The sequence below is a fragment of the Providencia sp. UF-224 genome, assembly GCF_058245955.1.
In genome coordinates, this window is record NZ_JBSICC010000014.1 from 61,283 (window position 1) to 83,268 (window position 21,986).

Annotated in this window: 17 protein-coding genes; 11 read left to right on the forward strand and 6 right to left on the reverse strand. The window is 41.9% G+C overall.

Features of this window, described 5'->3' with window-relative positions:
* Positions 1–7: 7 nt before the first annotated feature.
* Positions 8–916 carry a glycine--tRNA ligase subunit alpha gene (gene glyQ / locus AC4IFO_RS14340; protein WP_004262647.1) on the reverse strand — a complete coding sequence of 303 codons (909 nt, stop codon included), beginning with the start codon at positions 914–916 and terminating at the stop codon, positions 8–10.
* Positions 917–1,118: 202 nt separating this feature from the next.
* On the opposite strand from glyQ, the gene AC4IFO_RS14345 reads away from it, so the two are divergent.
* Both AC4IFO_RS14345 and AC4IFO_RS14350 read left to right on the forward strand, forming a co-directional pair.
* Positions 1,119–1,682, forward strand: coding sequence for a DNA-3-methyladenine glycosylase I (locus AC4IFO_RS14345; RefSeq protein ID WP_490735320.1), 564 nt, complete (start codon positions 1,119–1,121; stop codon positions 1,680–1,682).
* Positions 1,683–1,887: 205 nt separating this feature from the next.
* Positions 1,888–3,144, forward strand: coding sequence for a valine--pyruvate transaminase (locus AC4IFO_RS14350; RefSeq protein WP_490735322.1), 1,257 nt, complete (start codon positions 1,888–1,890; stop codon positions 3,142–3,144).
* A 346-nt stretch (positions 3,145–3,490) separates the two neighbouring features.
* Here the strand turns inward: AC4IFO_RS14350 and AC4IFO_RS14355 are convergent, their stop codons facing one another.
* Entirely contained in the window at positions 3,491–5,149 is a 1,659-nt protein-coding gene (locus AC4IFO_RS14355) for a putative transporter (RefSeq protein WP_490735324.1), read from the reverse strand.
* 391 nt (positions 5,150–5,540) lie between these two features.
* On the opposite strand from AC4IFO_RS14355, the gene AC4IFO_RS14360 reads away from it, so the two are divergent.
* Positions 5,541–5,861, forward strand: a complete 321-nt coding sequence (locus AC4IFO_RS14360) for a YceK/YidQ family lipoprotein (protein WP_490735326.1) — start codon at positions 5,541–5,543, stop codon at positions 5,859–5,861.
* Positions 5,862–6,153: 292 nt separating this feature from the next.
* Here AC4IFO_RS14360 and AC4IFO_RS14365 read toward each other — a convergent pair whose 3' ends face one another.
* Entirely contained in the window at positions 6,154–7,461 is a 1,308-nt protein-coding gene (locus tag AC4IFO_RS14365; protein WP_490735328.1) for a YidR family protein, read from the reverse strand.
* Positions 7,462–7,604: 143 nt separating this feature from the next.
* On the opposite strand from AC4IFO_RS14365, the gene AC4IFO_RS14370 reads away from it, so the two are divergent.
* Complete coding sequence (locus tag AC4IFO_RS14370) at positions 7,605–8,219, forward strand: trimeric intracellular cation channel family protein (RefSeq protein ID WP_206085224.1); 615 nt, start codon at positions 7,605–7,607, stop codon at positions 8,217–8,219.
* Between the two features lie 23 nt (positions 8,220–8,242).
* Here the strand turns inward: AC4IFO_RS14370 and ligB are convergent, their stop codons facing one another.
* On the reverse strand, positions 8,243–9,949 hold the full coding sequence (gene ligB / locus AC4IFO_RS14375) for an NAD-dependent DNA ligase LigB (protein WP_490735330.1): 1,707 nt from the start codon (positions 9,947–9,949) through the stop codon (positions 8,243–8,245).
* Positions 9,950–10,259: 310 nt separating this feature from the next.
* Between ligB and gmk the strand changes: the two genes are divergently transcribed.
* The 5 genes from gmk to recG are packed head-to-tail and all read left to right on the forward strand — an operon-like array spanning position 10,260 to position 16,169.
* The gene (gene gmk / locus AC4IFO_RS14380) at positions 10,260–10,883 is read left to right on the forward strand and encodes a guanylate kinase (RefSeq protein WP_353243976.1); all 624 of its coding nucleotides are present in this window, start codon (positions 10,260–10,262) and stop codon (positions 10,881–10,883) included.
* Between the two features lie 57 nt (positions 10,884–10,940).
* Entirely contained in the window at positions 10,941–11,216 is a 276-nt protein-coding gene (rpoZ, locus tag AC4IFO_RS14385; RefSeq protein WP_006659598.1) for a DNA-directed RNA polymerase subunit omega, read from the forward strand.
* 19 nt (positions 11,217–11,235) lie between these two features.
* Positions 11,236–13,353 carry a bifunctional GTP diphosphokinase/guanosine-3',5'-bis pyrophosphate 3'-pyrophosphohydrolase gene (spoT, locus tag AC4IFO_RS14390; protein ID WP_490735333.1) on the forward strand — a complete coding sequence of 706 codons (2,118 nt, stop codon included), beginning with the start codon at positions 11,236–11,238 and terminating at the stop codon, positions 13,351–13,353.
* Positions 13,354–13,358: 5 nt separating this feature from the next.
* Positions 13,359–14,072, forward strand: a complete 714-nt coding sequence (gene trmH, locus AC4IFO_RS14395) for a tRNA (guanosine(18)-2'-O)-methyltransferase TrmH (RefSeq protein ID WP_490735335.1) — start codon at positions 13,359–13,361, stop codon at positions 14,070–14,072.
* Between the two features lie 15 nt (positions 14,073–14,087).
* Entirely contained in the window at positions 14,088–16,169 is a 2,082-nt protein-coding gene (recG, locus tag AC4IFO_RS14400; RefSeq protein ID WP_490735337.1) for an ATP-dependent DNA helicase RecG, read from the forward strand.
* A gap of 98 nt (positions 16,170–16,267) precedes the next feature.
* Here the strand turns inward: recG and gltS are convergent, their stop codons facing one another.
* Complete coding sequence (gene gltS, locus AC4IFO_RS14405) at positions 16,268–17,482, reverse strand: sodium/glutamate symporter (RefSeq protein ID WP_206084875.1); 1,215 nt, start codon at positions 17,480–17,482, stop codon at positions 16,268–16,270.
* A 236-nt stretch (positions 17,483–17,718) separates the two neighbouring features.
* On the opposite strand from gltS, the gene AC4IFO_RS14410 reads away from it, so the two are divergent.
* Together AC4IFO_RS14410 and AC4IFO_RS14415 are read left to right on the forward strand one after the other, a co-directional pair.
* The gene (locus tag AC4IFO_RS14410; RefSeq protein WP_490735340.1) at positions 17,719–19,107 is read left to right on the forward strand and encodes a uracil-xanthine permease family protein; all 1,389 of its coding nucleotides are present in this window, start codon (positions 17,719–17,721) and stop codon (positions 19,105–19,107) included.
* A gap of 111 nt (positions 19,108–19,218) precedes the next feature.
* Entirely contained in the window at positions 19,219–20,991 is a 1,773-nt protein-coding gene (locus AC4IFO_RS14415) for an AsmA family protein (protein ID WP_490735342.1), read from the forward strand.
* A gap of 65 nt (positions 20,992–21,056) precedes the next feature.
* Here the strand turns inward: AC4IFO_RS14415 and fabY are convergent, their stop codons facing one another.
* Positions 21,057–21,971 (reverse strand): fatty acid biosynthesis protein FabY, encoded by a 915-nt coding sequence (gene fabY, locus AC4IFO_RS14420; protein ID WP_490735344.1) that lies wholly within the window; start codon positions 21,969–21,971, stop codon positions 21,057–21,059.
* Between the last annotated feature and the right edge of the window lie 15 nt (positions 21,972–21,986).

Here is a 21,986-nt window from a genome sequence, read left to right on the forward strand (position 1 = left end):
CAGCCTCTTAGTTCTTATGACACATAGGGAATCCAAGCGCTTCACGTGAAGCATAATACGCTTCAGCAACCCCTTTAGTGAGGGTACGAATTCGTAAAATATAGCGTTGGCGTTCAGTAACAGAAATGGCTTTACGCGCATCCAGTAAGTTGAAAGTATGAGCGGCTTTTAAGATGCGTTCATAAGCAGGCAATGGAAGAGGAGTTTCCAATGCTAACAAATGTTGTGCTTCTTTCTCATATTCTTCGAAGCATTTGAAGAGAAAATCAACATTTGCATATTCGAAGTTATAGGTAGACTGCTCAACTTCATTTTGGTGATAAATATCACCGTAAGTGGTTTTGCCTAACGGGCCATCACACCACACAAGATCGTACACACTGTCGACACCTTGGATGTACATTGCCAAACGTTCTAAACCATAAGTGATTTCACCCGTTACAGGTTTACATTCAAGCCCACCAACTTGTTGGAAGTAGGTAAACTGAGTGACTTCCATCCCGTTTAACCACACTTCCCAACCCAGTCCCCAAGCACCGAGTGTTGGGTTTTCCCAGTTATCTTCAACAAAGCGGATATCATGGACAGTTGGGTCTACCCCTAACTCTTTCAACGAGCCGAGGTACAGTTCTTGGATGTTGTCTGGTGATGGTTTGATGATCACCTGAAACTGATAATAGTGTTGCAGACGGTTTGGGTTCTCACCATAGCGACCATCAGTTGGCCTACGAGAAGGTTGAACATAAGCCGCAGCAATAGGCTCAGGGCCTAATGCACGCAAACACGTCATTGGATGGGAGGTTCCTGCGCCGACTTCCATGTCCAGTGGTTGAACAATGGTACAGCCTTGACGCGCCCAATAATCCTGTAATGTCAGGATAAGACCTTGGAAGGTTTTGGTATCAAACTTTTGCATGTTAGATCCGCACGCGATACGTTAAATTTAATGAAAGTACGCCAGTATACCCTTTGACCGACAGATATACAGCATTGAATATGTCTGTATTTATTCTAAAAATAAAAAAATATCCTTTCATCCCTTTTAAACTGGTTATATATACAGTATAAATATTGTGTTTTTTGCGGCAAGTTAATTGTGATTGGAAAAAGGATGAAAAATGGATACATCACCGGCACGTTGTCATTGGGTCAATCAAGATCCTGAATATATTGCCTACCATGACAATGAATGGGGCAAACCGAATCATGATAACCAGCATTTATTTGAAATGATCTGTTTAGAAGGGCAGCAAGCAGGGTTATCTTGGTACACAATTTTAAAAAAACGCCAAAACTATCGGGAGCTATTCTACCAATTTGATCCTCAACGTATCGCATTGATGAGTGAAGACGATGTTGAGCGACTAATGCAAGACTCACGAATTATTCGTAACCGCTTAAAGATCAATGCGATAATTGCAAATGCAAACGCTTATTTAGCAATGCAAAAAAATGGAGAAGACTTCTCAACTTTTCTATGGGAATTTGTCGACGGGCAGCCAATAATCAACCGCTGGGAAAGTTCGTCCCAAGTCCCCGCAGAAACAGAACTTTCCAAAAAACTCTCCAACGCACTCAAAAAACGGGGATTTAAATTTGTTGGCTCAATCACCTGTTATGCCTTCATGCAAGCCACTGGCATGATAAATGACCACTTAATTAGTTGTTACCAATTTAAATGATTCAGAATTTATAGATGGATCACGCAGTTGGGAAAGAAAAATAAACTATCAAAACATTAACATCAAAAACTATATGTCTGTTTATTTATTTATTTGCAATATTTTAAATTAAAAATAAATAAAAATAAGCGGTTGAACTCTAGGATTGGGCAGAGTATGTTTTAAATTCCATTAACAACCTAATAGACATATGTGAATAAATGCAATGATATTTTCTAAATTTGGTAATAAGTTCGCTCAAAACTCGGGTATTTCATTATTAATGAAAGACCTGAATGAGGGCATCAGAACCCCTGGCTCGATCATGCTTGGTGGTGGTAATCCAGCTCATATTCCTGAGATGGATAAATACTTCCAAGAATTATTAACTGAAATGTGTGCAAACGGTCAATTGACGGACACCTTATGTAACTATGATGGTCCTCAAGGCAAAGATGCCATGTTGAAAGCGCTTGCGGCAACGCTAAAAGCAAAACTAGGCTGGAATATCAGTGCGAAAAATATCGCACTAGCGAATGGCAGCCAAAGTGCTTTTTTCTACCTATTTAACCTGCTAGCCGGTCGCTTTGAAGATGGTATCACTCGTAAAGTTCTCTTTCCTCTCGCCCCTGAATATGTCGGCTATGCGGATTCAGGCCTTGATGATGACCTGTTTGTTGCCAATAAACCGCAAATCGAGTATTTACCTAATGGTCAATTTAAATATCGTGTTGACTTCAACACATTAGAAGTCACTGACGATATCGGTGTTATTTGTGTTTCTCGCCCAACTAACCCGACAGGGAATGTGATTACGGATGAAGAAGTTGCGCATTTAGATCAATTAGCTAAGCAACATAACATCCCGCTACTGATAGATAATGCGTATGGCGTTCCTTTCCCAGGTATTATCTTTAGTGAAGCAACGCCATTTTGGAATGAAAATGTCGTTCTTTGCATGAGTCTATCTAAACTTGGTTTACCTGGTACACGTTGCGGTATCATTATCGCCAATGAAGAAATCATTGAAGCTGTCAGTAATATGAACGGCATTATTAGCCTTGCCCCTGGCGGGGTTGGTCCTGCATTAGCGCTCGAAATGCTGAAAAGGGATGATCTAATCTCACTTTCTAAGAATGTTATTGGTCCTTTCTACAAACAACGCGTTGAAGAAGCTATCGAGATCATTCGCCGTTACATACCCGAAGATAAATGTCTTATTCACAAACCGGAAGGCGCTATTTTCTTATGGCTGTGGTTTAAAGACTTACCAATTAATAGCTTAGAGCTATACCAACGTTTGAAAAAACGTGGTGTTTTGATGGTTCCTGGCCACTATTTCTTCCCGGGCATTGAACAAGATTGGCCACATGCACACCAATGTATGCGAATGAATTATGTCCCTGAGCCCAAAGTCATTGAGCAAGGGATCAAAATATTAGCGGAAGAGTTAGAAAAGGCATATCAAGAAGTAACTTGTTAGTTTTGTAGAAGAACAACGTATAGATTACCTTTGACTCGCGAATTTTAAGTAAAAAAAAGCCCTTTCAAATAGAAAGGGCGAAAAATTAGCGAGAACTCCGTAATTGAAATCAAATAACTTTTTCAATACGAATATCATTCAAATCTATTAGAACATCTTTTTTGTTTGGTTATAGCTTGAACAAAAGCACTTTTAGCCGCTATATGTTCCGATACCTTATTTTGCTATATTAGCCCTTAACCTATCGATACCTCTCTATCCAATTGAAATATTAAATATTTTTAATGTTGAGATATAAAAATAAAACGCCCTCCAGAAAAATTAGAGAGCGAAATTATCGTAAGACTTAAATAGTCCAAAATAGGATCGCGAGCAATTGTGGTGAAATAATCCGTAAAAACATCGCTAATGGGTATACGGTTGCATAGGACAATGCAGGAGCACCACTCGTTGGGTGAATATTATTGGCGAATGCAAGTGCAGGAGGGTCTGTCATTGAGCCTGCTAATACACCGCATAGACTCAAATAATTCATTTTACCAAATACTCTTGCCACGATACCGGTAATAAATAAGGGAACGAACGTAATCAGTAGACCGTAACCAATCCACGTTAATCCATCACCTTTTATCAGTGTTTCAATAAAATCACCGCCAGAGTTGAGCCCAACAACCGCAAGGAACATCACAATACCAAGCTCTCTTAATGCAAGGTTAGCACTTGGTGGCATAAACCAATACAGGCGACCAATCGTACCAATCCGCCCTAAAATAAGAGCAACAACCAGCGGCCCACCAGCTAGCCCCAATTTTAATGCAGCAGGAAAACCGGGGACAAAAACAGGAATCGACCCAAGAACCACACCAAGCCCAATACCTAAAAAGACGGGTAGCATTTGCACTTGCTGTAATTTTTGTTTGGCATTTCCTAGTAACGCAGTAACAGCCTCAATAGATTCAGGCCGCCCAACAATATTTAAAATATCACCAAATTGCAGTACTGAATTATTATTCGCAACTAAATCAATCCCTGTTCGGTTTAACCGAGTGACAACAACATCATATTTTTGTTTTAAGTTCAGATCCTTAAGTCTCTTACTTAACACAGCATCATTCGTAATCACTACGCGAACAGAATGTAAAATGGAACTTGATGTAGATAAAGAAGCATCAACCTCCTCCCCTAATATCAAGCGCACTTTATTTAAGTCGTCTTTTTGCCCAACAACGTGGAGCAAATCACCTAAATGAATTTCCGTCGTTGGCTGAGGAACAACCAACATGTCTCCACGCTTTAGCCTTGAGCACACAATCGCTTCACTACCAAGTAATGGAATATCTTGCATCATCAAGCCATCAAGGTTGGCATTACGGATCGCAATATTCATGGTTTGCAGTGCATCGCGCTGTTGGAAATTGGTACTATTAAAGGCAGAATCTTCTTTATCTACTGAAATTCTGAAGATGATCCGTACTAACCACATCACCAGTAATATTCCGCAAATTCCCATTGGATAAGCCATTGCGTATCCCATCCCCATTTGACCAACAAGGTTTGGGTCCGAGCCTAAATCGGTCAGAATTTGCTGACCTGCCCCTAATGATGGGGTGTTTGTAACTGCACCTGAAAAAATACCAAGAATAATAGGGAGTGGAATATTGGCAACTTTATAAATAATGGCAGTCACTATCGCACCTAAAGCCACTATCATTAACGCGAAACCGTTAAGTTTCAGTCCAGAAACACGAAGAGAGGAGAAAAAACCGGGGCCAACTTGAATACCAATAGTATAAACGAACAAAATTAAGCCAAATTCTTGAATAAAATGCAGCATATCCTTATTGAGCTGTAACCCATAACGTTGAGCAAAGTGCCCAACAATGATCCCCCCAAAAAGAACACCACCGATCCCCAATCCAACATTACGGATTTTCCAGTTTCCTATCCATAACCCTAGAGCGGCAGCCAACGCCAACAAACTTACAGTAAGAGCTAATTCACTCATAGACCGCATCCTTTTGACGACAAGTTACCCATAAACCAAGCCTAAATCGGCGATAAAACATACTACTGAATCGATTATGCCAAATAGCAAAAGAGTAAGATGTGTCATAGAGCACACTTTAGAACGAATTAAAATCTCTATGTCTTTGAATTTTCAGATTGATAACAAATATCAAAATAATTATTCTTTATTTTTTTAAGTCCTTCACAACTCATAAGAATAAATACAAAAAAGAAACAATCTTCCTCAATAAGATATAATTAAATATTCATTAAAAGAATATATGTCATTTAATTAAATAATAATGCAACACTGAGATTGTGAATTTTTTGTTTTTCGATATGATGAATGAAAGTTAGTAATAATTAGCAAAATATAGGTTAACCACCGTATGCCGAGTTTAAATACCGCACAAATAATTGCTCTTATCACACCGTTATTTTTAAGCGGTTGTTCTAGTATTATGACTCATGCAGGCCCTTCAGATGGTTATTATCCAGGTTCTAAAAATAGCATCAAGATGATTAAAGATGATGAAACAGGCTGGGTAGTTAGGCCACTTCTTGCGATTGACCTCCCATTTTCAGTTGTAATGGATACGCTTTTAATCCCTTTAGACTATGCAAGATCAGGCAATGATGGAAAAGAAGATTCGCCTAAAAAACGTTTAGAAGAGATTGATAAAAAAGAAAAAACAGAAAAGAAAGAATAGTATCCATTTAGGCTAAAATTTTTTCTTATTCTCTCATTTAAAAGGGAATAAATAATGACTGAGCGAGTTTCTATTTATTAACCATGCCCGTTTTTATTGTTATTTCTCAGAATAAGTAATATGCCGCCATAACTTAACTAAAATCCCCATGTTGAATATCTAATTTTAAACATTATATTGTTAAAACCTAAAATCGTTAGCATATCATTCAGAATAAAATAAAGTCTTTTATGAATAAAAGAGCTTACTACTTCTCTTTTATTCATCATTATAGTGATTCACTAATAAAACGCTAATAATGTAGACCCGTTTCCACGGTATAAAGTTGCCTGAACCCATCAACATCCCGCATAAATGCAATAAGCTTATCATTCGGTGAGAATACAACCGCATCAGCGCTAGGAGCTTGCTCAGTACGCTCAGTTAATCTAATTAATGTTTTTGTCGCAATATGGCAAATGGTCACACTATTATCGTAAATGAAACAAATATGCTCACCTTGGCTATCCCAATTAAACGCAGATTGTATCGAAGAATCACCATGAGTAAGCTGATTTAATTTTCCCGTTAATATATCGACTAACCATAACTGCACATTGCCAAAATCATCATGCATCAAGCAGGCGATTGATTTACCATCTGGCGATGTACGTAACCAATGCCTCGGTTGTTTGGCTAAACCTGGATATTTACGTTGATGTGTATAAGTAAGCCGCTTTTGGTATACACCTTTTGGTGGAGCGGGTAGAGTCAATTCTGTTCCCTGAAGTGGTTTCTCCCCTGCAACCATGCAAAGTTGAGGCTGTGAAGGTAAATCCACAATAAAAATTTCAGGGATTACCTCACCATTTTGAGTATGTGTATCCCCAATAAAAACAAGTGCCCTTTCTTGCCACTGGCCACCTTGCTTTTGGTAACCTCGTTGCCCAACCCAACCTTCCTCATACGCACGGCTAATCTCATCACTATCAGGTTTTGGCTCTACTGTTGTCTGAGTTACAACACAACAAAAGTAGTCACCATTATATTCTCGGTTATGCTTTTTCGGCTCAATATTAACAGCCCTCGCAGGTACAGCAATAGCAACATTCCGCTGATCCAGCTTCACATCTAATTCATGCATCACATGGTCGTTATAAGTAAAACTTAACCATTTACCATCAGGGCTATATACATGAACATGAGTTCCCCCTCTAAGAGCACCAGCAATGTAGGGAGGTGAAATACACATCGCATCAATAGGACTGGCCACATTCATTTGATCATCATGAACGTATACGCCACGACGATGGTGAAAATCATAATGCCATTGCTCATCGGGATATTCTGGGCCATGTATAAATGCATATTGAGGAGGTTGCTGTGAACTCACTGTAACAACACCAACATGCGCACCATGGTTAGCTCGGTAGATTTCAACCTCTTGCAATGTATTTACATGAATTTTTTCTATCGATAAGCCAGTAAATGAACTGCCATTTGGTCGAACATCATAAGCTACCCACTGACTATCAGGTGTCCACACATTAATATTAGTAAGTTGGTGGCTGCGCTTATCGTTCGTTAAACGTGTTTCTTTATAAGGCAATTTACTATTCAATCTGTTATCCTTTCACATCATTTAATATAGCTATCGGATTACTTTAACTAATCTACTTTACATGGTACTAGAAAATCTCAGTCGAGAAATTTCAAAAGTAATATTACCCTTTAGCAATAACTTTAATATTGAATAAAACCATTATGTTATTAAGTGTGCTTTATATTATTGGTATCACCGCTGAAGCCATGACCGGCGCGCTTGCCGCTGGTAGACGTAAAATGGATGTCTTCGGTGTCATTATTATAGCCTCTGCAACCGCGATAGGCGGTGGCTCTGTACGAGATATCTTACTTGGGCACTATCCATTAGGTTGGGTTGCGCACCCTGAATATATCCTAACTGTTGCTGGCGCCGCTGTTGTTACAATCTGGATAGCTCCCATGATGAAACACTTGCGCCGCTTGTTTCTTATTTTGGATGCCATTGGGTTAATCGTTTTCTCTATTCTTGGTGCTCAAATTGCACTTGATATGAATTATAGCCCTATTATTGCCGCAATTGCTGCCGTTATTACGGGTGTATTTGGTGGAGTCCTTAGGGACATGCTGTGTAATACCATCCCTTTGGTTTTCCAAAAAGAAGTCTATGCTGGAGTCTCTTTTGCTGCCGCATGGATTTATATTGGCCTATTGCAAACTCCACTTCCACAAGACATCGTCGTTATCATTACCCTTGTAGTCGGATTAAGTGCACGATTAATTGCAATTCGCTACCGCCTCGGATTGCCGATATTCAACTACGAAAACCAAGATTAGCTTTCATCTTATTGAGTCATTAATTATTCAATTAATGACTCATTTTCTTTTAATTTCTGTATATCCTGCAACGCAAGTTGAATCTCTGGCGTAGCTAACCATTTTTCTAACTTTTCCTTTTGCTTTCGAGTTAAGCTCAACCGCTCAATTTCAACACTATCATGAAGCCCCTCTAACCTCATGATTTGTTCAATTTTTGTTTTTGGCAAAGGGATACCTAAACCTTTTAACCATAAAGGTGTTAATTGAAATTTAACTGATTGAAATTGTTTGATTGAAGAGGCATTTTTTTTATTTTTCGGTAATGCGTTTTGCCAATCCTGCCGTAACCAAGTCGTTAACTCTGTTAGCTGATAATTTTCGACCCAATCTCGCCATGTAGCCTCACTGACTCCTTTGATTTTTAAGCTTTTTCCTAGCCAAGTTAAACGAGCCACAAATTGTTGTAGGCAGTGTTCTGTATAGGTGAGACAAGTGAGCGAGTTGAAACTACCAAAGGTAGAAAGATCCGGATAGACCCGTGTTTCAAGTCGCCAAATGACATCTTCTATTTTTGGTGTTCCTAAACCTGAAAGAGAAACAGTGACTTTATCCCCCTCAATTACGTCTTTCTTTCCCCATGATGCTAATGACCCAACACTCACTTTGGATATATTTTTCCCCTCAAGATTGATTGGGTTAATTGTTGCAACCACGCTCACTCTCCCTGTGCGGCCAACTTTAAATTGCAAATGCTTGACCTCTGAAACTACCCGACGCAATGGGTATTTCCATGCCACAGCCCAGCTATTTTGATTTGGTTGCCATGCAAATACATCTGGAAATGGATAACTTTTTAGTACGATGCCATCCGTAGCAAAAGGCAGGTTACGTTGATAATAGTGCTCACGCCATTTCTTTACTTGGCCTTTATTTTCAATTTTGTGGCTATGTTTTTTTACTAAGGGAAATCCTAGCTGAGCTAGATACTCAAATTGCTTTTTAGGTTCTGATTCACCACCTGGCCATGCCCAAATAAAGATTCCGATATTGGGTTCCACTTTTTTGGGGCTTTTCTTGCGCATTAGCCAACCTGCTATCTTATTACGGGCGTTTACTCCCCCATCCTTTGCTTGTATGTGTTCACTCAGTTGCCAAAAAAGCTCACCTTGTAAAATAACCTCGTTTTGTAAATCAATTTGCTTTGGTATAGCCGAAATAAAGTCTGCTTTACCGCGCCACTCAAGGCCTTCGGTGCCGTTTCCACGGCTGATCATGGAAACGAGATTGCCATTTTGATAGACAAGAGTAACTGCCACACCATCAACTTTCGGCTGTAACCAAATTTCACGGCGAGAGTCGACCCATTCATATACCTTAGATTCTGTGAGTTTTTTCAACCCTGTATGGGGAATAGGATGCTTCGTCAGCTGTACCTTTTTAGGTAGCACAACGTCGGGAAGTTCTTCAGAGAGCCTCAGACAACGACGTAAAGATTGCCACTGATAAAGTAATTGGTCATAAGCTTCATCACTTATTTGGCTATTTCCAGATAACCGATAAACCTGATTCCATTGCTGTAGCTGAGCGCCTAGCCGGCCACTTTCTCTCTCAATTTTACTTATACTACCTAATTTGCAGCGCTCATCTAATTCAATATTACTGGAAGCAAAGGCTGCTCCGCCAATCCATAAAAAACCAATAATCCAGATACTTACAATCAATGCTAATTTATCCATAAAATATGCCATAACAATTCCTTGTGAATAACTAACTACTCCATATACCCACCACGCTTTATATCTTGAAGCATGAAAGCATTCTTCTTAACTCTCACACTAAAATGTGTTTTTTTGCGAAAAGCTTCGCAAGACAAATAAGATTTGCAGGAATAAACAATTAATTTCTGGAAGCGGCTCGCAAATTACTCATAGATCAAATTTCTATTCTCTGTTATTCATGTTTTATTGATATCGCTGCATGTTGATGGAAGTATGTGTATACTATGTGGGGTTTATCACCATCTTTTATGTTTAACCCTCGACTATTCAAGAAATCATCATGATACAAGGTACGTTATATATTGTTTCTGCGCCTAGTGGTGCGGGTAAATCAAGCCTCATTCAGGCTCTATTGAAAACACAACCGTTGTATGACACGCAAGTTTCTGTTTCTCATACAACACGAGCTGCACGCCCTGGTGAAGTTCATGGTGAGCACTATTTCTTTGTATCAGAGACTGATTTCTTACAAATGGTCGAAAATGGTGACTTTTTAGAGCACGCTTGTGTCTTTGGAAATTACTATGGGACGTCTAAACCTATCATTGAAGACGTTTTAAAAAGCGGTGTGGATGTTTTTCTCGATATAGATTGGCAGGGAGCGCAACAAATCAGGGCTAGAATGCCAGAAGCGCGCAGTATTTTTATTCTCCCACCATCAAAAGACGAACTTTATCGCAGACTACGCGGCCGAGGCCAAGATAGTGATGAAGTAATTGAAAAACGAATGTCACAAGCAGTAGGTGAAATCGAGCACTTCAACGAGTATGATTACCTTATCGTTAATGATGATTTCAACACTGCATTAGGCGATTTACAATCCATTATCCGCACTGAACGCTTGAGATTAGGGCGCCAAGTTCAGAGACATGATGCTTTAATCAGCAAATTACTAGCAGACTGAGAATAGTTTCAGTATCATATCAGGTCATTTTTTTATTTCTTTTGGAGTAGCACACTTATGGCACGCGTAACTGTTCAAGACGCAGTAGAAAAAATTGGTAACCGCTTTGACCTCGTATTGGTCGCAGCACGCAGAGCTCGCCAGTTACAAACCGGTGGAAAAGATCCTTTAGTTCCTGAAGAAAACGATAAACACACAGTTATCGCGCTACGTGAAGTAGAAGAAGGTTTAATTAACGGTCACATTTTGGATGTGCGTGAACGCCAAGAACAGCAAGAGCAAGAAGCGGCTGAAATGCAGGCAGTTTCTGCTATTGCTGAAGGTCGTCGCTAATTACTAAGGTGGGTCTGCCTTGTATCTGTTTGAAAGCCTTAATTTAGTTATTCAAAAGTACCTCCCTAAAGAGCAAATTGAATTACTAAAACAAGCCTATGTTGTCGCACGGGATGCCCATGAAGGACAGACCCGTTCAAGTGGTGAGCCTTATATTACTCACCCTGTTGCTGTTGCTTGTATTCTTGCTGAAATGCGTCTGGACCATGAAACATTAATGGCAGCGCTACTTCATGATGTGATAGAAGATACTCCAGCTACATTTCAGGACATAGAAGAATTATTTGGAACAACCGTCGCAGGTCTTGTTGAAGGTGTTTCCAAACTTGATAAGCTCAACTTTCGCGACAAAAAAGAAGCTCAAGCAGAAAACTTCCGCAAAATGATTATGGCGATGGTCAAAGACATTCGCGTCATTTTGATAAAACTGGCAGACCGCACTCACAACATGCGCACTTTAGGCTCCTTAAGGCCAGATAAGCGTCGTCGCATCGCTCGTGAGACCCTTGAGATTTATAGCCCGCTGGCACATCGGCTGGGCATACATCATATAAAAACTGAGCTTGAAGAGCTTGGTTTTGAAGCGCTTTACCCTAACCGTTACCGAGTTATCAAAGAAGTCGTTAAAGCGGCTCGTGGTAACCGCAAAGAGATGATCCAAAAAATTCTCTCTGAGATTGACGGTCGACTTACTGAAGCAGGTGTTCCTTGTCGTGTCAGTGGTCGAGAAAAACACTTATATTCTATCTACCGCAAGATGCACCAAAAAGAGCAGCGTTTCCATTCCATCATGGATATCTATGCTTTTAGGGTCATCGTCAAAGATGTAGATACTTGCTACCGTGTTTTAGGCCAGATGCATAGCTTATACAAACCGCGTCCGGGGCGTATTAAAGACTATATTGCCATTCCTAAAGCCAATGGCTATCAATCCCTACATACCTCCTTAATTGGGCCGCATGGCGTGCCAGTTGAAGTCCAAATTCGTACAGAAGATATGGACCAAATGGCAGAGATGGGGGTTGCTGCTCACTGGGCTTATAAAGAGCAAGGTGAGCAAGGCACGACCGCCCAAGTCAGGGCGCAGCGCTGGATGCAAAGCCTGCTTGAATTACAGCAAAGTGCGGGGAGTTCATTCGAATTTATCGAAAGCGTGAAATCAGACCTCTTCCCTGATGAAATTTACGTTTTCACTCCTGAAGGTCGTATTGTTGAATTGCCAACGGGTGCAACCCCTGTTGATTTCGCTTATGCAGTGCATACCGATATTGGGCATGCCTGTGTTGGTGCGCGTGTTGACCGCCAACCGTATCCACTTTCGCAATCATTAACAAGTGGCCAAACTGTTGAAATTATTACTGCACCGGGTGCGCGTCCAAATGCCGCTTGGCTTAATTTTGTCGTCAGCTCAAAAGCTCGCGCCAAAATTCGCCAATTACTGAAGAACTTAAAACGCGAAGACTCGATTAACCTTGGTCGCCGGCTGCTTAATCATGCCCTAGGAGCTGGTAATAAACTCACCGATATTCCACAAAGTAATATTGATGCAGAACTGGCGCGTATGAAGCTCAACTCGATTGATGACCTACTCGCCGAAATTGGCTTAGGCAATGCAATGAGTGTGGTTGTCGCAAGGAACTTGCAAAACAACCCACAAAGCACACCTGAAGATCAGGTTGTCGTTGAGAGCCGCAATAAGCTTTCTATTAAAGGTGCAGATGGCGTCTTAATCACTTTTGCAAAATGTTGTCGCCCAATTCCTGGTGACCCTATCGTGGCGCATATTAGCCCCGGTAAAGGGCTAGTTATCCACCATGAATCTTGCCGTAATATCCGTGGCTACCAAAAAGAGCCTGATAAATTTATGGCCGTTGAATGGGATAACGAAACAGACGCCGATTTCATCGCTGAAATCAAGGTAGATATGATTAACCATCAAGGTGCATTAGCAAACCTTACGGCTGCAATTAATGATGCAAACTCAAGCATTCAGAGCATGAATACTGAGGAAAAAGATGGCCGCGTATACTGCGCCTTTATCCGCCTTACCACTAAAAACCGTGTTCAGCTGGCAAATGTTATGCGCAAAATACGTATCATGCCAGATGTTCTACGCGTAAGCCGAAACCGTAACTGACGAATATGAATGAACGCCGCTATCGCCGCATTTGCCAAATGATGGCGATGCGGCAGCCAGACCTCACAATTTGCCTTGAAGAAATCCATAAACCCCATAATGTTTCTGCGATAGTCCGCAGTGCTGATGCTGTGGGGATTCACCAGATCCATGCTATTTGGCCAGATCAACACGTCAAGTTATCCGTCTCTTCCGCCGCTGGCAGTAACAGTTGGGTAAAAGTTATCTCTCATCAGTCAACTGAAGAGGCTATTTCACAAATAAAATCGCAAAACATGCAGGTATTAGCGACAAACTTGTCCGAACATGCCGTTGATTTTCGTGAAATTGATTACACCCGCCCAACGTGTATTATGATGGGGCAAGAGAAAAAAGGCATTTCACAAAAAGCGCTCGCACTGGCAGATAAGCACATTATCATTCCCATGGCAGGCATGGTTCAATCATTGAATGTTTCCGTCGCCTCTGCCTTAATACTCTATGAAGCGCAAAGACAACGGCAGTTAGCGGGAATGTATGATCGCGAACATAGCGTTTTATCTGAACAAGAACAGCAAGAGTGGCTGTTTGAAGGGGGTTACCCCGTGCTCGCCGAAGTGGCTAAACGCAAAGGTTTACCGCGCCCGCATATCAATGAACAAGGGCAAATTGAAGCCACTGAGGATTGGTGGGTACAAATGCAACTAACTGAAAAAATGAAAAGACAACAATTTGGTTAAGGAAAAGGAAAGAACATGAATAATGGGTTACTTGATACCATTTCACTGACTTCTCTACATGGAATTGGTGCTAGCCAGTCAGAAAAAATGCGTAAAATCGGTTTGAACACCGTTCAAGACCTACTTCTTCATTTTCCTCTGCGCTACGAAGACCATACCCGTTTGTACCAAATCAAAGACCTTCTACCTGGAACAACTGCCACCATTACTGGTGAAGTACTCCAAACAAAAGTGGTTTTTGGCCGAAAGCGCATGATGACCTGCCTCATAACTGATGGCACTGGCAACTTAACATTGCGCTTTTTTAATTTCTCTGCTGCGATGAAAAACAACTTAGCAGAAGGCCGGCAAGTTACCGCCTATGGTGAAATTCGCAGAGGTAATACAGGCCCTGAAATTATTCACCCTGAATATAAAGTCTCCCAAGATACGGGCAACATCGCATTACAAGAAAACCTTACGCCAGTTTACCCTACAACTGAAGGCGTTCGCCAAGCCACGTTACGTAAAATCATGGATCAAGCTCTGACCATGCTTGATAACGGAAAGATTAAAGAGTTACTTCCTGAAGAGCTGAGTCGTGGCATGATAAGCCTGCCTGATGCAATACGGCTTCTTCATAATCCACCACCGAATGTGGCACTCAGTGAGCTAGAAAAAGGCCATCACCCCGCGCAGAAACGTTTGGTACTTGAAGAATTATTAGCTCACCACTTAAGCATGTTGGCGATCCGAGCAGGTAACGAACGTTTGTATGCACAGCGGCTCACCTCTAGCGGTAAACTAAAAGCACAGTTACTCGCACAGCTGCCTTTCTCACCGACCAATGCACAGAACCGTGTGGTGGGGGAAATTGAAGCTGATCTTGCGAAAGATGCACCAATGATGCGCCTAATCCAAGGGGATGTGGGATCGGGGAAAACCCTTGTCGCTGCACTAGCCGCAGTCTGTGCTATCGAGAATGGTAAACAAGTCGCCTTAATGGCACCGACTGAAATTTTAGCGGAACAACATGCTAACACCTTCAAACAATGGCTCGAGCCATTAGGCATCAAAGTCGGCTGGCTTGCAGGCAAACAAAAGGGCAAAGCACGGGAACAACAGCAAGAAGCTATTGCAAACGGCGACGTTTCGATGGTGGTTGGTACACATGCCATTTTTCAGGAGCAAGTGAAGTTTAATGCTCTTGGGCTGGTTATCATTGATGAACAACACCGTTTTGGTGTTCACCAGCGCCTCGCTCTGCGTGAAAAAGGTGAACAACAAGGGTTCCACCCTCATCAACTCATTATGACCGCTACGCCAATCCCACGTACATTGGCGATGACAGCCTATGCGGACTTAGATACTTCGGTGATTGATGAACTCCCGCCGGGACGAACGCCCGTAACGACCGTTGCCATCCCGGATACACGACGTAATGATATTATCGAACGTGTACGCCAAGCCTGTATTGATGAAGGTCGCCAAGCCTATTGGGTATGTACGCTTATCGAAGATTCCGAGCTATTAGAAGCGCAAGCGGCTCAGGTAACCAGTGAAGAATTGGCGCTTGCACTCCCTGAACTTAAAGTGGGTTTAGTCCACGGGCGAATGAAGCCTGCGGAAAAGCAAAGCATTATGGCGGCATTCAAAAATAATGAAATTCAGCTACTTGTCGCAACAACCGTGATTGAGGTTGGGGTTGATGTCCCGAATGCCAGTCTAATGATTATCGATAACCCTGAACGTTTAGGCCTTGCTCAACTTCACCAGTTAAGAGGCCGCGTAGGTCGTGGCGCGATTGCTTCTCACTGCGTACTGTTGTACAAAACACCTCTCACACATACTGCAAAACAGCGCCTACAAGTGTTACGTGATAGCAATGATGGGTTCGTCATCGCCCAGAAGGACTTAGAAATTCGTGGGCCGGGGGAGTTATTAGGCACAAGGCAAACAGGTAATGCGGAATTTAAAGTGGCAGACTTACTTCGTGATCAATATATGTTGCCAGAAGTGCAACGGATCGCCCGCCATATTCAACAGCAATACCCTGAAAATGCACAACAAATTATTGAACGTTGGCTACCTGAGCGCGAACAATATGGGCATGCTTAAGCAAATAATCAAACTGCTGAATACATCTCTTTAAACGAAAATTGCCGTGAACTTATTCACGGCAATACCTGTTTTACTATCAATGATTAGAATATAAATTATCCCGCAATCGTCGGGAAAACGGGTAACATTAAATACAATTTGATGACAATAGCATTCACGATATCAATAAAGAATGCACCAACCATTGGCACAACTAAGAATGCTAAGTGAGATGGTCCCAATCTATCCGTTACGGCTTGCATGTTGGCAATCGCCGTTGGTGTCGCACCTAAACCAAAACCACAATGCCCCGCCGCTAAAATAGCAGCATCGTAGTTTTTACCCATCACTCGGAAGGTGACAAAAATCGCATATCCTGCCATTACGCACGCTTGTACCGCAAGAATGACAATCATTGGAATTGCTAATGATGCTAATTCCCATAATTTTAAGCTCATTAATGCCATGGCTAAAAACAGCGATAAACTGACGTTACCTAATACGGAAACTGCACGGTCAAATACCCGATAAAAACCCAGTATGGATAAGCCATTACTGAGGATCACACCAACAAAAAGAACACACACAAATTTTGGTAAAGCGAAAACTGTTTCCGCTAATAAACCCGAAAGGTAGCTACCGACCAGTAAACAAATTGCGATTAAAGCGATAGTTTCAATGAGCACCATTGAGCTTATCATACGACCTGACTGTGGCTTTTCAAACGCGGTGGGTACGTCTTTATCGTCTTCTAAGGTACCTGGCGTAGGGATATTTCGCGTTAGGAAACGTGCAACAGGGCCACCAATCAACCCACCTAAGACCAATCCAAATGTTGCACAGGCCATTGCAACTTCGGTTGCACTTTTAAAACCATAGCTCTCGGAGAAAATTTTTCCCCATGCTGCGCCTGTACCATGACCACCAGACAGCGTGATTGAACCAGCAAGTAACCCCATTAATGGGTCTAGTCCCAGCAATTTAGCGAGGGCGATCCCCACTGTATTCTGAACAAGTAATAAGCCGACAACCACAAAAATAAAGATAAACAGGGCTTTACCACCTGCTTTCAAACTCGCTAGGTTGGCATTTAAACCAATGGTGGCAAAGAAAGCCAACATCATCGGTTCTTGCAGTGATAAGTCGAAAGATAAGCTCCAGTCAAACATTTGCTTCAGCAAAAGTAGACTAAAAGCAACTAACAATCCGCCTGCAACAGGCTCTGGAATTGTATATTTTTCTAAAAAAGGAACGGTTTTAACGAGTTTCCGCCCAAGCAATAGTACTAGTGTTGCTGCTACCAAAGTCCCGTAGACATCAAGATGATACATTTACGTACCTCGTCTGTTGTTAAAATTATAAAATATTAGTAAGACGTTAATATCTTCCTTAAAACGCCAAAAACAGGTGAACAGATTAGAAAAAAAAACTGTTATAAATACAAGTTAAAAGATATAAAAATGTGATGAACTTAGTTTAACTATTTACAATATTTATTTTGCGCAAACGATTGCTTTTTAATTTGATCGCTTTACAATGCGTTTTTTGTTGGTGGGAAATGAAGGCAATGAATACAGCAACGTCTGAAAAACAAAATACAGAATCAACCATAAATACCCAGAGCGAGCTCATCTATAAATTAGAAGACAGGCCACCGCTTCCCCAAGCCCTGTTTGCGGCTGGGCAGCATCTCCTCGCGATGTTTGTTGCTGTTATCACCCCCGCCATGCTGATTTGCCAAGCCCTCGGCTTGCCTGCACACGATACCCAACGCATTATTAGCATGTCTTTATTTGCCTCTGGTGTTGCCTCTTTAATTCAAATCAGAGCATGGGGGCCGATTGGTTCAGGGTTGTTATCTATTCAAGGAACCAGTTTCAACTTTGTTGCACCTTTAATCATGGGCGGTGTTGCACTCAAGCAAGGCGGGGCGGATATTCCATCCATGATGGCAGCACTATTTGGTACATTATTAGTCGCTGCACTCACTGAAGTCATTTTATCTCGCTTCTTGCATTTAGCACGTCGCGTCATTACCCCGCTGGTGTCTGGTGTGGTCGTGATGATTATTGGGTTATCGCTGATCCAAGTCGGGCTAACCTCCATTGGCGGTGGCTATAGCGCAATTAGTGATAACACCTTCGGTTCCCCCGACTATTTAATTTTGGCGGGCATCGTTCTTGCGGTCATTATTTTACTCAATCGCCAAAAAAATCCGTATTTGCGCGTTGCCTCTTTGGTGATTGCAATGGCTGTGGGCTACCTTGCAGCGTGGTGGATGGATATGTTGCCAAATGCGCAGCCGACTGAGCCAAACCAATCCTTTATTACTGTTCCGGAGCCTTTTTATTACGGGCTGTTATTTGACTGGAACCTGTTAGTCCCACTGATTTTAATCTTTATGGTGACCTCTTTGGAAACCATTGGTGATATCACCGCAACCTCTGACGTTTCAGAGCAACCTGTCCGCGGCCCACTTTATATGAAACGCATTAAGGGTGGTGTATTAGCAAATGGCTTAAACTCAATGGTTTCTGCCGTATTTAATACTTTCCCTAATTCCTGTTTTGGTCAGAACAACGGGGTTATTCAGTTAACGGGTGTGGCTAGCCGCTATGTGGGTTATATCGTCGCATTAATGCTTGTTTTGCTGGGGCTATTCCCTGCTGTTGCGGGTTTTGTACAGCAAATCCCTGAGCCTGTTCTTGGCGGTGCAACTATTGTGATGTTTGGTACCATTGCAGCATCTGGCGTGCGTATTGTTTCCCGTGAGCCACTCAACCGCCGAGCGATTATGATTATCGCGCTGTCCCTTGCCGTTGGCATGGGCGTTTCACAACAGCCGTTAATTCTGCAATTTGCCCCTGATTGGCTGAAAACCTTATTCTCTTCTGGTATTGCCGCAGGCGGATTAACGGCAATTGTGCTGAATTTAGTTTTCCCACTCGAAAAATAATCTTTTATCTAAACCGCTAGAGTTGAATATTCTGGCGGTTCTTCTGTATGCTATCCTTAAATTGTCGCGATATTAAACGCATTCCCCCGCAAATTTGAGGAGCAGTTAGCTGTGAAATGGTTAATTAAATTTGTTACCTACGCATTCTTGCTACTGCTGCTATTGTTTATCGCCGCCTACATAGGATTACAAACGCGCTGGGGCGCTTCCTATTCGAGCCAATTCCTTAGCAAATTTACTGACTACGATATCCATGTAGGGATTATGGGCCATGAATTTTCCAATCCCGGGGAATTCATCTTCCAAGATGTTAAATTAGCGTCACAAAACAAAGATTTGTCCTTAGATGCACGCCAAATCGTGGTTGATGTGAATTGGCGCAATATCTTCAGCGGCACAGCAATTCACCGCTTCGTCATCACACAAGGTGAGCTTTCCACCACCGTATCCCCTGAATCAACACCACTGCCTATTTCGGCGAGTATTCTGCAATTTGAAAATAGCCAATTAACCCTTAAACAAGGTGATGAAACCATTTCCGCCACGGGCTTTACTGGTGGGATCACGCCATGGAAACCAACAGTTAATCACCCGTTTGGCTATGGTGATTTTCGGTTTACCGCTAACCAGTTAAAAATTAATGAATTACCATTTAAAAATGTCGCGCTGACTGGAAAATTGCAAGAGCAAGTCACTGAAATCAGCAAAGCAAGTGCCTACCTGAATAACGGTTATATTGTGGGTGAAGGAAAAGTGTTTACTGATGGGGCAATAACCATTGATTCCTTGGCAATGAATAAGGTTGGCTGGGAAAACAATGTTGATTTCGATACATTATTTGATGCGATTAATAGCGATAGAACCATTCAAATCAAAAATCTTGAATTAACCAATATTGATATTCAAGGAAAAGACTGGGCGCTTTCAGGGCTGAGTGCACAAATCGATCAACTCAGTTTGGTCAGAGGCAGTTGGACAGGCCCTAAAAGTAAAATCAGCTTTAACGTTGACCAGTTGGTCATCAAAGATCAGCAACTTAGTACACTAATTGGTGACCTAAATATTGATGGAGACAAACTCAACATCAATAAATTATCAGGCTACTACAACAAAGGCGTATTTAATTTAAGTGGTGCTTGGCAACGTAATGACCAACTTCTTACCATTAATGAAGGTAAATTAGGTGGCATTTTATATACCTTGCCAGAAACATGGCTGACCTTTTTTGCTGAGCCCGCGCCATCTTGGCTGTCTGGCTTATCCATCAAAAAATTTACTGTCACTCAATCTTTATTAATGAATATCCAGCCAGAGTTCCCGTTCGAATTCACAGCATTAAGCGCCAATATTGAAGATGTTGACCTCATTAAGCAAAAACAGTGGGGAGTTTGGAGCGGTAAAGCGACATTCAATGCCGATAGCGGCACAATTAACCAAGTTTTAGTTCGCCGCCCATTCTTAGAAGTACGTCAAAGCGGGAAATCTTCTGCAGCAGCGAGTTTGACAGTCAGTACTGACAGAGGGATCAGTAAAATTGGCGTATTGGTGAAACAAGAACCGAAAAAAGTGCCATTTTTATTGCGGGCCTCTGGGACTAACATTGATTTAATCGATTTAAACCAATGGGGATGGTCAGGTTTCCCAGCACAAGTTGTCGGGGATTTTGATGCAACACTACAGGGCGATTTTCTTGCACCTTCCGTCGCCAAAAGTTTAAATGGCGAACTGATGGCGATGCCACTTCAAGGTAAGCGCTTATATCGCACGGTAGTAAAAGGGGTTGTAACTTCTTCGGTGGAAACACAAGAAGGCATACCAAATATGGAAACAACGCCAGTGCCACAAGATGCAACACCACAAGTTCCAGCTTTAATAACACAATAGTGAACAAGTAAAAGGCAGGTCACATGACCTGCCTCTTCATATTATTCAACCGACAATAATATGTTCTACTTTGTTTTTTCGACTGGCAACACCATATACACCCCACTGAATACTGCACCAACTTGGTTGTCTGGGTTGCTCACTTCAACTTTCAGTTTTACGCGTGCTTTACTGCCCCGCGCTAAGCGATCGAGGTCACCACTCATATTCGCTAAATCTGCAATCGCTGTTGGCCTACCACTAACGGGTTTACCATAGCGGATGTTGGCATCCACTAACACAATGTCGCCACCAAGTTGATGCTCTTGCATTAACAGCCAAATCAGCCCCCAGCCAGTTAATGTAGCGAGTGAAAATTGGCTACCTGCAAAAATGGTTTCATGAGGGTTTTGATTACCCGCTTCTGGCATCGTCGTAATAAAACGGGTGCCTGTATATTGCTCGATGCGAGCACCCATTTTTTCACTTAACGGAATGTATTTATGCCACGCTTGCTGTAATTCACCACACCAATCAGGGCGATGCAGAATTTGGTCTAGGGTTTCAATCGGCTTGATCATCAAATAGTGGCGAACAGGTGTTTTAAGCTGCCCTGCAACTTGTCCCCTATTTTCAAACCCCATTTTGTTAAAGAAAGGAACGGCTTCTTCGCGTACACTGGAAACAATACGTTTTACGCCTTCTTGCCGAGCAACAGACTCCAGCGCCATAATAATCAGCTTACCCAGCCCTTTGCCTTGCATGACAGGGTTTACGGCGAGGAAGCGAATTGCACCTTCGTTATCAGCATTAATATATAAACGGCCAATCGCCAAAATACGGTTTTTATCATCCACCACCATTTGGTGATGAGCCGTTAAATCATAACCGTCTTTTTCAGAACCAAGGGGTTGGTTGAAGGGTTTTCGCAACATTTCCCAACGAAAGTGGTAGTAAGTCGCAAATTCAATTTCATCTTTCGGTGTACGTAAATGGTACATCGGCTCCCCCTTTAA